This window comes from Sorangium sp. So ce204 (assembly GCF_051526795.1).
Classification (GTDB): domain Bacteria; phylum Myxococcota_A; class Polyangia; order Polyangiales; family Polyangiaceae; genus Sorangium; species Sorangium cellulosum_B.
On the sequence record NZ_CP150317.1, the window covers coordinates 5,925,793 to 5,939,734 of the forward strand.

The following is a 13,942-nucleotide window of genomic DNA, read 5'->3' on the forward strand; positions in this document are numbered from 1 at the left end:
GAATTCCGTTGTTCGCCCGGCGTCTCCGCCGGCCCCGAAGAGGAGCTGAACCGGGATGGATCTGAGAGACTACGTTGTGGGGGAGGTGATGCACGAAGGGGCCGAGACCCGCGTGTGCCGCGCGGTCCATCGTCCCTCCGGCGACAGGGTGGTGCTCAAGCTCCCCGTGGCGGCCGCGCCGAGCGCGCGCGTGACGGGGCGCATCCTGCATGAGCATCACATCCTGACACAGCTGAGCGAGGTGTCAGGGGTGGCGCGGGCGCGGGAGCTCCTGCCGCGGGGCGGCACGGTCGCGCTGGTGATCGAGGACCCCGGCTTCCGGTCGCTGGATCTAGAGCTCGCCGAGCGCGGGCGCCTGCCGGTGGAAGCGGGGCTGAGGCTGGGAGCGCTCCTCGCTCGAGCCCTCGAGGCCGTGCACGCGGCCGGCATAACACACAAGGATATCAAACCCCAGAACGTGCTGGTCGACGCGGCGTACGCGCAGGTCAAGCTGCTCGACTTCGGCATCGCCTCGTCGCTGCCGCTGGAGGCGACGGCGGCGAGCATCCCCGAAGGGCTCGAGGGGACACTGGCGTACATGTCGCCCGAGCAGACGGGCCGCACGGCGCGAGCGCTCGATCCCCGCACCGATCTGTACTCGCTCGGAGTGACGCTCTTCGAGGCGCTCTCGGGGCGGCTGCCGTTCACCGAGCGCGACCCGCTCTCGCTGGTGCACGCGCACCTGGCCAAGGAGCCGCCGTCCCTCGACGAGGTCGCCCCCGACGTGCCTCCGGGCCTCGCGGCGATCGTGACCAGGCTCCTCGCGAAGAACCCTGACCGGCGGTATCAGACGGCCAAGGGGGCGGCGGAGGACCTGGAGCGAGCGCTGCGCATGTGGCGAGCGGGCGGCGCGGTGGAGCGCTTCACGCTCGGGGACAAGGATTTCTCGCAGAGGCTGCGGCTGCCGGACGTCCTCGTCGGGCGGGAGCACGAGCGCGATCTCCTGGGCGCGGCCTTCGCCCGCGCCGCCGGGGGCGCGGCGGAGCTCGTGCTCATCGGCGGCCCGTCCGGCATCGGCAAGACGGCGCTCGTGCGCACCGTCTACCAGGACATCGCGCGCGCGGGGCGCGGGCTCCTGATCTCGGGCAAGCACGACCAGCTCGCGCGGTCGACGCCCTACGCGGCCATGGCGCAGGCGTTCGGGGCGCTGATGCAGCAGTGGCTGGCGAGCCCGAGGCCGGCGCTCACGGCGTGGCAGGAGCGAATCAGGGCCGACGTGGGGGACAACGCCCGGCTCATCGCCGACGTGGTGCCGGAGCTCGACCTCATCATGGGCAAGCTCGCGCCGGTGCCGCCGGTGCACGGCGAGCAGGTGCTCGCACGCCAGAGGCTGACCTGGCTGAGCTTCGTGCGGGCGGTCACGACGCCGAACGCGCCGCTCGTGATGTTCCTCGACGACATGCAGTGGGCCGACAGCGCCACGCTGGAGATCCTGAGGACGCTGCTGACCGACGCAGAGCGGAGAGAGCTGCTCGTGATCGCGGCGTACCGCGACAACGAGGCGCCCCCCGAGCACCCGCTGTGGAGGCTCGTGGCGTCGGTCGAGGAGAGCGGGGCGAGGGTGTCGAGGATGTCGGTGCGCCCCCTGTCGGCGGAGCACGTGCAGGCATGGGCAGCCCGGGCGCTGAACAGCGAGGCGGCGCGGGTGGAGCCGCTCTCGCGCATCCTGGGGCAAAAAACGCGAGGAAACCCGTTCTTCATGGAGCAGCTGCTGCTGTCCTTGCACCGGCAGGGCAAGGTGGCGCGGGACCCGGAGAGCGGCGCGTGGCGCTGGGGCCAGAAGGAGATCGAGCAGGCGCAGGTGACCGACAACGTCGTCGCCCTCCTGACGGACAAGCTGCTCGAGATGCCTGAAGCGACACAGCAGCTCCTGGGGCTCGCGGCGTGCGCGGGGCACGCCTTCCACCTCCACGACCTGGAGCGGCTCAGCGGATGGGAGCGCGCCCGGGTGACCGGCGCGCTCTGGCCCGCCCTGCGGGAGGAGCTGGTGGTGCCGGCCGATGGAGCCTACCGGACCGCGCAGGCGCTGGGAGAGGCCGGGACCGGAACCGGGACTGGAGAAGGAGCGCTCGACGCTGACTACCGCTTCTTGCACGACCGCGTGCAGCAGGCGAGCTACGAGCGGGCCCCGCCGGCGCAGCGCGTCCTGGCGCACCTGGAGATCGGCCGGCGGCTGTGGGCGCGGCATCGGGCGAAGGGGGGCACACCGCAAGAGCTCCTGGAGCTGGTGCGGCACCTCAACCTGGGCTCGGCGCGGATGGACTCCGCAGGTGAGCGCGAGGCGCTGGCGCGGCTGAACCTCGAGGCCGCGCGCGCCGCGAAGGCGGCGAGCTCGTACCGGCTCCTCCTGAGCCTCGCCGAGACCGCGCAGGGCTTGCTGGGCGATGACGCCTGGCGCAAGGACGCGCCGCTGTGCGCGGAGCTCGCGCTCGAGCAGATCGAGGGGGCCTTTCTGCTGCGGGAGTTCGACGACGTCGAGGCGCGGTGCGCGCGGCTGCTCGCCAGGCCGCTGCCGGCGCTCACGAGGCTCTCGGCGCACGAGATGCGCGTCCGCAGCGCCCAGGCGGCGGGCCAGTTCGCGCGAGGGGTCGAGCTCGGGCTCGCCGCGCTCACGGAGCAGGACATCGCATTTCCGGGCGCGGACGAGGCGCGCCGCGCCGCGCTCCTCGAGGAGTCCGCCGAGCTGGATCGATGGTTCGAGCGCGACCCGGACGCGTTCGAGCGGATGCCCCTCGATCCCTCCCCGGAGCAGGTGCTCATCGATGCGCTGACGATGCACCTCATGGTGTGCGCGGCGATCGGCGGTGCGCCGGTGCTGTCCGGGCTCGTGATCGCCCGCGCCGTGCTGAGGGTGCGAGAGCGGCGCGCGCTCACGCCGGTCTCTCCCTTCATCATCGTTTGCTTCGCGAACGTCTGGTCGCTCACCACAGGCATGTATCGTCGCGCCGCGTGCTGGGTCGGCCCTGGCGTGCGCGCAGCCGAGCGCGTCGCGTCGCCCTTTCTGGCAGAGTGTCTGTCCTTCCAGGGGCAGTACACGGCCTACGCCCGCCCCGCGGATGAAATGGGGCCCATCTTCGAGCGAACCTGCGCGACCGGCCTGAAGGTCGGCTCGTTCCAGGGGGCGAGCTGGGGGCTGGAAGGCGACCTGTTCTACTACCGCGTGTGGCGCGGCCAGCCGCTCGGGCAGCTCGAGGCGCACCGGGCGGCGCGCTGGGGGTTGATGCAGCGCGCGGGGACCGCGCTCGGGACGCACTATTTCGAGGCGATCGCGTCGTGGTGCGACCTCCTGACGACCGCCGGCGGCGCGGGGAGGCTCCTGTCGGACGAGCCGCTCTCACGGGGCTCGCGCTCCCTCCTGGCTGACGGAGACGGGATGGCAGCCGAGCTGGCGCGCATCCTCGAGGCGCACCTGTTCCTCGTCGCCGGCGCGTACCCGATGGCCCTCTCGCGGGCGCGGGAGGCCGAGCAGCTCCGCGTGTCCATCTTCGGCTTTCCCCCGGTCACGGACATACCGCTCTGGCTCGCGCTCGCGGCCGCGAGGTGCTGGCCGGAGGTCGCGGACGCGGCGGAGCGGGCCGGGCTCCGCGACGACATCGAGCAAGGCCTCGCGCGGTTGAGGTACTTCGCCGAGGGGAGCGCGGACAATTTCCTCCACAAGCTGCGCCTGCTCGAGGCCGAGCACGCCCGCGTGCAGGGCAAGACCGACGAGGCCATGGCCAGGTACGACGAGGCCATCGAGCTCGCGCGGGAGCAGCGGTTCTTTCACATCGAAGCCCTGGCGGCGCAGCTCTGCGCCGAGTTTCACCTCGAGGCGGGCAGGAGCCGTATCGCCGCGCTGTACCTGCGCGAGGCCAGGGACGCTTATGTTCGCTGGGAAGCGCACGCCGTGGTGGCCCACCTGGAGGCGAGATGGCCGGCCCTGCTCCGTGCGCCTGCCCAGCCCGCGACGGCGGAGCGCCGCCGCACGACGGGCGTCGCCACGCTGACCACCACGGGGGTCACCGGCGGCGCGCAGCTCGACGTGAACACCGCGGTGCGCGCGGCGCAGGCGCTGTCGAGCGAGCTCGATCCGGAGCGGGTCGTCGGGCGTCTGATGGAGCTCGTGCTGGAGAGCGCCGGGGCGCAGCGCGGCGTCCTGCTGCTGGGCGAAGGCGAAGAGCTCTCGGTCGTGGCGCGGCTCTCGGTGGAGGGAGGCCGCATCGAGACGGGCCTGTCCGAGCCGCTCTCGCAGAGCAGCGAGGTGGCGAGGACGGTGGCGCACTACGTGGCGCGCACGAACGAGCCGGTCGTGGTGGACGACGCCAGGTCGGACGCGCGCTTCGCGGCCGATCCGCACCTGGCCTCGCGCTCCGTGCTCTCGCTCCTCTCGCTCCCCTTGTCGCATCGAGGGCGCCTCGTGGGCGTGCTCTACCTCGAGCATCGCGAGGTGCCTGCGGCGTTCCCCGAGCGGCGGGTGGAGCTCCTGTCGGTGCTCGCCGCGCAGGCCGCCATCGCCGTGGAGAACGCCCTCCTCTACCGGGACCTGGAGGCCAAGATCAAGGAGCGCACCGCCGAGCTCCGCGTCGCCAAGGAGGCCGCGGAGCGCGCCAGCCAGGCCAAGAGCGACTTTCTCTCCAGCATGAGCCACGAGCTGCGGACGCCGCTCAACGGGATCATGGGTCATGCCCAGATCCTGGAGAGAACGCCCGACGTCCCGCCGGCGTGGCGGGAGGGCCTGCGGGTCATCCAGAAGTCGAGCGAGCACCTGCTCTCGCTCATCAATGACCTGCTGCACCTGGCCAAGATCGAGGCGGGCAAGATGGACTCCGTCCTGACGGAGTTCCGGTTGCCTGCGCTCGTGCGGACGGTGGTCGACCTGTGCCGGGTGCGCGCCGAAGCGAAGGGGATCACGTTCTCCCATGAGCTGCGCGGCCCTGCGCTGGAGGCCGTCCGCGCCGACGAGAAGCGGCTGATGCAGGTGCTCTTGAACCTCCTCGGCAATGCCATCAAGTTCACCGAGCGAGGAGGCGTGTCCCTCCATGTCGAGGTGCTGGAGGAGACCGTCCCCGCAGGGCGGGTGGTGCGGTTCCGGATCGAGGATACGGGTCCTGGGATCGCCCCGGAGCACCTGTCCCGCATCTTCGAGCCCTTCGAGCAGGTGGGGGAGCTGCGCGCGAAGAGCGAGGGCACAGGGCTTGGCCTCGCCATCACGAGGAAGCTCGTGCAACAGATGGGTGGTGCGATCGAGGTGCAGAGCGAGATCGGCGAGGGCAGCGTCTTCACCGTGACGCTCCCGCTCGCCGAGGCGCAGCTCGCGGCGAGCCCAGGCGACGCCAGGGGGTGGGACACGATCGTCGGCTATCCGGGGGAGCGCCGCACGATACTCATCGTGGACGACAATTCCGACAATCGCGCGGTGGTGCGCGGGCTCCTCGGCCCGCTCGGCTTCGAGCTGCGCGAGGCGGACGGCGGTGAGGCGGCGCTGCGCATGGCGGCGCAGCGCGCGCCGGCGCTCATCCTGCTGGACGTGTACATGAAGGACATGGACGGCTACGAGACCGCGCGTCGCCTCAGGCGCATGCCCGAGCTCCGGCAAGTCGTCCTCCTGGCTTCGTCGGCGAGCGTGTCCGAGGCCGAGCGGCAGCAGTGCGCCAGCGCCGGCTGCGATGACTTCTTGCCCAAGCCGATCGTGGCGAGCGCGCTCCTGGACAAGATATCGCGGTTGCTGGGCATCGAGTGGCTTCGCCGCGAGGAAGCCCCCGCCCGGGATGCGCCGGCGAAGGAGGCCGGAGGCGGCGGGCACCTCGCGGCGCCTCCGGCCGACGAGCTGGCGATCCTGTCGGCGCTCGCGAAGAAGGGGCTCGTCCACAAGATCGTGGAGGAGGCGGAGCGGATGGCGCAGCACGATCCGCGGCTCAGACCTTGGATCGAGCAGCTCACGACGCTGGCACGCAGCTACCAGACCCGGAAGCTGCGGGACTTCGTCGGCGCGTACGACCCAGTCGGCGCGGGCGGCGCCGACGGCCGCGCGGATCCGCAGGAATCGATGTAGCGAGTCCCCTCGGTCGGGGGACGATGCCCAGGGTGGGAGGGAGTGAGCCTCCAGGTCGCCCTGACCTTGGGTCCGGTCGCCAACCTGGGTCGGGTCGCCCTCAGCCTGCTGAGCGAGCCTCTGGAAGGGTGGTGAGCGCAGCCGGCGTGCTCGGCGCGACGCTGCGGTACCGATCGTGCCCAGGCGCCCTGTACAGCAGCACGCCGTCCTGGAGCCGCCCACCGGGCCGGATGAGCGGCAGGAGCCCCGCCCCCTGCTCTTCACCGCGGAGCACGTCGAGCTGCCACGCGGGCTCGACGCCTGCGGCCACGCGCGCCAGCCATGCCCGTCGGGCGTACCGCCGCGCCGCGCCGAGCGCGGCCAGCCCAAGCCCGAGGACGGCAAGGCGCGACGGCGACACCGCCACGGGTACCCCCTGTCGGGCGAGCTCCGCGCACGCTCCCCCGAGGAAGAGCCACACGCCCACGGTCGTGAGCACCCGATCGGGGCCGTCGTGCGAAGGATCCAGCCGCGCGCGCACGGCGCTCACGACGACGACGGCGTACGAGGCCCCGAAGACGAAGCCGAGCGGCCCCCCGAAGATGCTGCCGAACAGGGAGCCCCCAACGAACTCCCAGAGGGCGCTGCCCATATCTCCGTGCCTGATGACGCCCATGCCCGCGAGCGACAGGCCGGCGTTGAGCGCACCAGCGAGCGCGCCGCCCCAGACGCACCGCAGCGACGCGACTCGGGCGGTCGTCGCGCGCAGCGCGAAGCGGACCAGGATCAAGCTGAGCAACGCCGTCGAGAGGGCCACCACCGCGACGGCACCCGGCTGGACCTCGATCTTGTGGCGCGCTGTCGGGATCCCCTGGACCGCGGGCAGCGCCGCCGCCGCCGCGAGTGCGACGACCGCGGCGAGCACGATCCTGTCGGGCGTCAGCCAGAGGGGCGGGGACCAGGGAACGGGGGGCGTCGGGCGGTTCATGCGGCCTCCAGGGGCGCCGAGGACGCCCGGCGAGGGCGGCGGGGGCGCGCTCCTGCTCTGACCCGCCATCCAGACTCAGCCATGGAGCGCCTCGGGAGAGACTGCAACGTTTTTGAGGAGGCCCTCGGTGACGCCGCATCCCCACCTCGCCGACCGTCATCGCACCGTCGACGCGGGCGTTACCCCGACCTGGGGCCGGGTCGCCCGTTCGAGCAGCCGCTCCACCGTCGCGATCTGCAGGTCGCGCGTCTGGGCCGTGAGCGAATAGAGCATCGCCTCGCGGAAGAGGCGCTGCGCGGCGTGGTCGAGGAGGTTGGCGCTGCCGCCGGTCGCAGCGACCGCCGCGTGCGCGGCCCTGACGCCCAGATCGATGCACCAGGCCCGAACGCGGACCGCGTGCTCTGCATGGCCCTCCGCCTCCGGCCGGTCCGCCCATGCATCGACCTCGGCGCGGGCGGCCTGCCTCTCGTCCTCGAACGCCCGCGCGGCGCCCGCCAGGCGCGCGCTGCCGCGGCGCTCCGCCAGGTCCGCGAGCAGGGCCGCGGCGGCGCCGGCCGCGCCCAGGGAGAGCACCGAGGGCGTGAGCAGGCCCGCCACGTCGCGGGCGGCCTGCTGCTCGCGCGTCAGGATGGCGATCACCTGCTCGGGCCCGACGCGCAGATCGCGCAGCGTCAGCGACACCGTGGCCGAGGCGTTCATCGCGCTCAGGCGGAGCGGCGGCGATGCCTCGATGGAATCCCCCGCCTCCAGCGACGTCAGGACGTACACCAGGCGGCCGTCGGGGAGCGCGCCGGCGATGACCGCATCGTCGGCGATCCCATGGCCGGTCAACCAGGGCACGGCGCCCTCGAAGCGAAACCGGCCGCCGTCGGGCTCGACCCTGACCATCGGCGGGCCCGGGCGGCGGACGTGCGAGAAGCCCACGGTGCAAAAGCGCTCTCCCGAGGCGAAACGAGGCAGGACGCGCTCCTTGAGCGCCTCGTTGTCGCCGCGCGCGATGAGCGGGCACGCGGCGGCGTGCTGCATGTGGACGAACGCCGTCACACCGCAGGCGCCCGCGAGGATCTCCAGGACCTCGCGCGCGACCTGCGGCGGGGCGCCGTGGCCGCCGTAGCATGCGGGCGTCGCGATCCCGAGGAGACCTGCGTCCGCGAGCGCGCGGATGTGCTCTCGGGGAACCGCCGCGGCCTGATCCGTGGCGTTGGCCGAAGGGGCGAGCACGAGCGCCGCGAGCCGGCGGGCGCGCTCGATCAGCGCGGTGGAGCCGGCGGTGGCGGGCGGCGTGGGCGATCCGGGGGACATGCGAAGGGAGTGTAGGCCGCGGCGGCGACGCGACCCAGCGCCCCGACCCAGCGGGGCGCCGGCGGCGCCGCGCGCCTCCATATGCTGGAGGCTGCAGCCCCGAACCATGGTTCCGGTCGCTCCAGTATACCCGAAGCTCGGCGACGAGCCTTGTGCACCCACGCGATAAAATGGTCCCAGCTGCACGCTTCGAGCGATGAACACGAGCCAATGGCGGCGCGCAGATCTTCGATCGATGTGTCGGCAAATGGTTGAAGTCAACGCATAAGACAGCAAATTTACAACAACACTTCCTGAGCGTAGCTGTCTCCGATTTCTGTGGATACATGATAGCTCGAGTGGAGTACTTTCCACGTATGCTCCGCAGGCAACAGACAATGCAGCTCCGATGCGACGCGGCGGCTCGCCGCGCAACGCGCGCACTGGCTTCCTACGTGGGAGCCGCCGCGCTCCATGAACGCGGGCGGCAACGGCACGGTGCGTGGTGCGCCGCGCTCGCCCTCGCGCTTGGCGCTGCGGCGTGCGGCAGCGACGACACCGATGCCTCGAGCGCCGGTGACGCGGGCGGCGGCGGCGCCACGAGCGGCGGCGGCGCCACGAGCGGCGGCGGCGCCACGAGCGGCGGCGGCGCCACGAGCAGCAGCGGCGGAGGCGCGGGCACATCCAGCGGCGGCAACAGCACGAGCGGTCAGGGCAGCGGCTCGGCCTCGGCCGGGAGCGGTGGGAGCGGTGGCTCCGGCGGCAGCGCGAACGTCGACGAGCCGCCGAGCTGCGCGCCCGACGGACCTGGGCTCTCGACGTGCGGCCCGGACGGCAACGAGAGCTGCTGCACGAGCCTGCTGGTCACGGGCGGCACGTTCTATCGAACGTACAGCAACAACGGCAGCGGAGCGACCAACACGAGGGATCCCGCGACGGTGAGCTCGTTTCGCCTGGACAAATACGAGATGACCGTGGGCCGCTTCCGGCAGTACGTCGATTACCTGGTCGCCGGCGGCTCCCCGCCCGCGGCGGGCAGCGGCAAACACACGCATTTGAACGATGGCCAGGGCGTGGCCGACAGCGCGAAGCGCGGAAGCTTCGAGTCCGGGTGGAACTCGAGCTGGGACAGGTACATTCCGACGGGCCCGGGCGCGGCAGCCACGTGGACCAAGAACCTGACCCCCACCGTGTACGGCACCTGGACGGCGAACGCCGGCGACAACGAGATGCTGCCGCTCACGTTCATGAACTGGTACGAGGCCCACGCCTTCTGCATCTGGGACGGCGGCTTTCTGCCGACCGAAGCCGAATGGAAATACGCGACCGCCGGTGGAGACGAGCAGCGCATGTACCCCTGGGGCTCGATGGATCCCGGCTCTGGCAACCAGTACGCGATCTACGATTGCTACTATCCGAGCGGCAGGCGAGGCGGTTGTACGGGCGTCGTGAATGTGCCGGACGTCGGGAGCACGCCGCTCGGCGTCGGGCGCTATGGACAGTGGGATCTCTCGGGCAGCGTGTGGGAGTGGAACCTCGACGTCTACGCGAACTACGTGAGCCCCTGCGAGGACTGCGCGAACCTCACCGGCGCCACGAACCGGGTGCTGCCGGGCGGCGGCTTTCACACGGGGTTGATGCCTTACCTCCTGTCGTCGAATCGCTCGGCGGTCTCCTACGATCCGGCGAACTATCGCGGCGACTACGGCGTCGGCGTGCGCTGCGCGCGCACGCCGTAGCGCCGAGCCGTCGCCGAGGGCGGCCATCGTGCGACCGGACGCGAGCGAGCTGAGCTCGAGCGCGCGGTGCGCGGTGCCATCACGCGCCGGCGTGCGGCAGCGACGGACGCTGCGCTGGCCGAGCAGGACGAACACGAGGCACCCTGTGGCGGGGACGCCACAGAAGGGTGGATTTCGAAACGATCACCTGCCGGGATCCGCAAGCTGTCGAGCGGCTACGCGGACACGTCGAGGTGCGCCGCGGACCTTGCTGCGAGGTGGATCCTCCGGCAGGCTCCCGACATGACGTCCCTCGCCTTCGCGATGCCGGCGGAGATCGTCGACCCGAGCGTCGTCGCTCCGCCGGGCGATCTGTACAGCAACGAGCCGCCGATGGAGACCTACCAGCACCTCGTCCAGATGATCGTGCTGCTCGAGAGCCTGGAGCTCTTCTGGAAGGACCGGTCCGACTTCTTCGCCGCGGGGAACCTGACCATCTACTTCAGCCCCAGGCAGCTCAAGACCGAGCACTTCCGGGGCCCGGATTTCTTCGTCGTGCTCGGCACCGAGCGGAGGCCACGCAAGAGCTGGGTCGTCTGGGAAGAAGACGGCCGGTACCCGAACGTGATCGTGGAGGTGCTCTCGGAGAGCACCGAGGGCGCCGATCGCGGCCTCAAGAAGCAGATTTACCAGGACGTCTTCCGGACGCCGGACTACTTCTGGTTCCATCCGGAGACGCTCGAGCTCTCGGGCTTCCACCTCGTCGACGGGCACTACGAGCCGCTCTCCCCCGATGCTTCCGGACGCCTCTGGAGCGCTCAGCTCGAGCTCTTCCTTGGCGTCGAGGAGGGACAGCTCCGCTTCTTCACCCCCGAGGGAGAGCTCGTGCCCGCTGGAAAGGAGCTCGCGAAACGGGCCGCGTCCGCCGAGCGGCGCGCCGAGTCCGCCGAGCAGCGCGCCGAGTCCGCCGAGCAGCGCGCCGAGTCCGCCGAGCAGCAGGCGATGCGGCTGGCAGCGAGGCTCCGGGAGCTCGGCGTCGATCCCGACACGCTGAAGTAGCGATCGGCGCCCGCGCTCCTCTCGCTCCTCCTGTGAAGCGCATGATGAAGCTCTATTTCAGCCCTGGCGCCTGCTCGCTCTCTCCGCACATCGCGCTGCGCGAGGCCGGCCTCCAGTTCGAGCTCGAGCAGGTCCACCTCGGCACGAAGAAGACCCGGTCGGGCGCCGACTTCACCTTGATCAACCCCAAGGGCTACGTGCCCGCGCTCGAGATCGAGGGCGGCGAGGTGCTCACCGAGGGGCCGGTGATCGTCCAGTACATCGCCGATCGGAGGCCCGAGTCCGGGCTCGCGCCCCCGGCCGGCACCCTGGACCGCTACCGGCTGCAGGAGTGGCTGAGCTTCATCAGCACCGAGCTGCACAAGCAGTTCTCGCCGCTCTTCAAGCCGCGGGCGCCGGACGAGCAGAAGAACGCGGCGAGGGCGCTGCTCGGCCGGCGCTTCGCCCACGTGGCGCACCACCTCGAGCGCACGACGTACCTCCTCGGCGAGCGGTTCACGGTGGCGGACGCGTACCTCTATACCGTGACGACGTGGACGAGGTTCGCGGGCGTCGATCTCGGCGGATGGCCCGTCCTCGGCCGCTACAGGGAGCGCGTGGGCGCCCGCCCTGCGGTGCAGGCCGCCGTCGAGGCCGAGCGGAGGCGATAGGCCTCCTTCGAGTCCCTGGGGTACACGCCTTGACACCACGATCACGCGCGGCTTTGCATGACGGCATGCTGCGGGCGATCGCCGAGGAGGTGTGGGCGTACGAGAGGGACTTCCGGCTGCCGTTCGGAGATCTGCCGGCGCGCGCGACCGTCGTGAGGCGGGCCGACGGCGGGATCGTCATCCACGCGCCGCTGGCGTTCGATGACCACACCGCCCGGGAGATCGACGCGCTCGGCGAGGTGCGCGCCCTCGTCGCCCCGAGCTGCCTCCACCACGTCTTCTTGAGGGCCGCGACCGAGCGCTGGCCGCGCGCGAGCGTGCTCGGGGCGCCCGGACTCGAGAAGAAGCTGTCCGGTCTCCGCTTCACCCCGCTGCCCCGATCCGGCGTGGCGCCGGAGATCGGCGACGATCTCGGCATACGGCTCGTCGAGGGCGTGCCGTACATCGCGGAGCACGTGTTCCTGCACGCGCGGTCGCGGACGCTCATCGTGACGGATCTCCTCTTCAACGTGCATGAGGCCCGCAGCTTCGCCATGAAGGTCTTCCTCTGGGTGGGCGGCGTGTGGAGGAAGACCGCCCAGGACCACGTGTGGCGCGTGCTCATGAGGGACCGCGCCGCGGCGGCGCGCAGCGTCGCCGACGTCCTCGCGTGGGAGTTCGAGCGCGTCGTCGTCGCCCACGGCGACGTCATCGAAGGCGAGGCGAAGGACCGGACGCGCCGCGCGCTCGCGTGGATCGGCGCGGGGGCTGGCCGGCTCCTGCCGGCGAGATGAGGGCTCTCAGGCGGCCGCCTGCGCGCGGCGCAGCCCGATGACCTGCGCCTCCGCGAAGAGCGCGACGGCGAGCGCCTGCGCCGCGACGAACGCATGGCCGAGCGCCGTCGGCTCGAACCAGCCGAGCGCGAGGAGGAGCGCGCTGTCGACGACCCAGAGCGCGTTCGCGACGACCACGGCGACGACGGCCCCCCGCGCCGGACGCTCGCGCGTGCCGAGCCACGCGACGAGCGCCGCGAACGGGAGCAGGCTCGCGCCGGCCCATCGGAACAGCGCCTCGGGGAGGCCGGTCGGGCCGGCGAGGGGCGCCGCGGCCGCGAGCATGAGGAGGCCGGTAGCGCCGCTGAGGACCGCGTCGGCGAGGAGGGCGCGGCGCAGGAAGCGAGGAGAGATCACGAACGACATGGTGGGCTCCTTTCGTTGCGGTCGGGGGCTCATCGCCCCTCGGTGGGCGGGACCGCTCGACATCGGACGCGCGTGGCGCGCCGGGTGTCCGCAGCGCCCCTGACGCCGCTCACCTTGGGGCGCCCTCGGCATGGGATCGATTACCTCCCAGGTAATGGGCGTCATTTTCCGGCGTGCTAGGGTCGACGCGCGATGACGAGCTCACACCCGCCGATCGGGGGTCTCCTGCGCGCGTGGCGTCAGCGCCGTCGAATGAGCCAGCTCGACCTCGCCTGCGAGGCCGACATCTCGACACGCCACCTGAGCTTCCTCGAGACCGGCCGCGCGCAGCCGAGCCGCGAGATGGTGATCCATCTGGCCGAGCGCCTCGATGTGCCGTTGCGCGATCGCAACCAGCTCCTCGTGGCGGCGGGGTACGCGCCGCTCTATCCGGAGCGCAGCCTCGGCGATCCGGCGCTCGCGGCGGCGCGCAGGGCGGTCGATCTGGTGCTCGCCGGCCACGAGCCCTATCCGGCGGTCGCCATCGATCGGCACTGGACCCTCGTCGCCGCGAACGGCGCGATCGGCCCATTGCTGGCTGGCGCCGACGCCGCCCTCCTCCAGCCCCCGATCAACGTGCTGCGCCTGAGCCTGCACCCAGGCGGCCTCGCGCCGCGCATCGAGAACTCACCCGAGTGGCGCGCGCACCTCCTCGCCCGCCTGCGCCGTCAGATCGACGTGAGCTCCGATCCCGCCCTCGTGACGCTCTACGAGGAGCTCATCCGCTATCCATCGCAGGAAGGATCGGGGCGCCCTGAGCCCGCCCGCGAGCCCGCCCCGGTCGCCGTCGCGGTGCCGCTCAGGCTCAGGACGGAGGGCGGTATCCTGAGCTTCCTCAGCACGACGATGGTCTTCGGCACGCCGATCGACGTCACCCTGTCCGAGCTCGCGGTCGAGTCGTTCTTCCCCGCCGACCAGGCGACCGCGGAGGCGCTGCGCGCGACGGCGCCTGCCCGTGCATCGCGATGAGCAGCGCCGGG

General features: G+C 71.8%; 9 protein-coding genes. 6 read left to right on the forward strand and 3 right to left on the reverse strand.

All coding sequences use genetic code 11. The annotated features are described in order from the left end of the window. Window positions 1-55 precede the first annotated feature (55 nt). Complete coding sequence (locus WMF22_RS22025) at window positions 56-6,070, forward strand: AAA family ATPase (protein WP_438036918.1); 6,015 nt, start codon at window positions 56-58, stop codon at window positions 6,068-6,070. A gap of 100 nt (window positions 6,071-6,170) precedes the next feature. Here WMF22_RS22025 and WMF22_RS22030 read toward each other — a convergent pair whose 3' ends face one another. Together WMF22_RS22030 and WMF22_RS22035 are read right to left on the reverse strand one after the other, a co-directional pair. Next, window positions 6,171-7,037: a hypothetical protein gene (locus tag WMF22_RS22030; protein WP_437300999.1), complete on the reverse strand. Its 867-nt coding sequence runs from the start codon at window positions 7,035-7,037 to the stop codon at window positions 6,171-6,173. 156 nt (window positions 7,038-7,193) lie between these two features. Continuing rightward, window positions 7,194-8,339 carry an acyl-CoA dehydrogenase family protein gene (locus WMF22_RS22035; RefSeq protein WP_438036919.1) on the reverse strand — a complete coding sequence of 382 codons (1,146 nt, stop codon included), beginning with the start codon at window positions 8,337-8,339 and terminating at the stop codon, window positions 7,194-7,196. A 434-nt stretch (window positions 8,340-8,773) separates the two neighbouring features. On the opposite strand from WMF22_RS22035, the gene WMF22_RS22040 reads away from it, so the two are divergent. The 4 genes from WMF22_RS22040 (at window position 8,774) to WMF22_RS22055 (ending at window position 12,518) form a co-directional block, all read left to right on the forward strand. Beyond that, a complete protein-coding gene (locus WMF22_RS22040; RefSeq protein ID WP_438036920.1) occupies window positions 8,774-10,057 on the forward strand; it encodes a formylglycine-generating enzyme family protein in 1,284 nt (427 codons plus the stop codon). A 282-nt stretch (window positions 10,058-10,339) separates the two neighbouring features. Then, the gene (locus WMF22_RS22045; RefSeq protein WP_438036921.1) at window positions 10,340-11,095 is read left to right on the forward strand and encodes a Uma2 family endonuclease; all 756 of its coding nucleotides are present in this window, start codon (window positions 10,340-10,342) and stop codon (window positions 11,093-11,095) included. 44 nt (window positions 11,096-11,139) lie between these two features. Beyond that, complete coding sequence (gene gstA, locus WMF22_RS22050) at window positions 11,140-11,745, forward strand: glutathione transferase GstA (protein WP_438037275.1); 606 nt, start codon at window positions 11,140-11,142, stop codon at window positions 11,743-11,745. A 65-nt stretch (window positions 11,746-11,810) separates the two neighbouring features. Continuing rightward, a complete protein-coding gene (locus WMF22_RS22055; protein WP_438036922.1) occupies window positions 11,811-12,518 on the forward strand; it encodes a DUF4336 domain-containing protein in 708 nt (235 codons plus the stop codon). 6 nt (window positions 12,519-12,524) lie between these two features. Here WMF22_RS22055 and WMF22_RS22060 read toward each other — a convergent pair whose 3' ends face one another. Then, window positions 12,525-12,923: a hypothetical protein gene (locus tag WMF22_RS22060; RefSeq protein WP_438036923.1), complete on the reverse strand. Its 399-nt coding sequence runs from the start codon at window positions 12,921-12,923 to the stop codon at window positions 12,525-12,527. Window positions 12,924-13,115: 192 nt separating this feature from the next. On the opposite strand from WMF22_RS22060, the gene WMF22_RS22065 reads away from it, so the two are divergent. Continuing rightward, complete coding sequence (locus WMF22_RS22065) at window positions 13,116-13,931, forward strand: helix-turn-helix domain-containing protein (protein WP_437301005.1); 816 nt, start codon at window positions 13,116-13,118, stop codon at window positions 13,929-13,931. The last annotated feature ends 11 nt before the right edge of the window (window positions 13,932-13,942 follow it).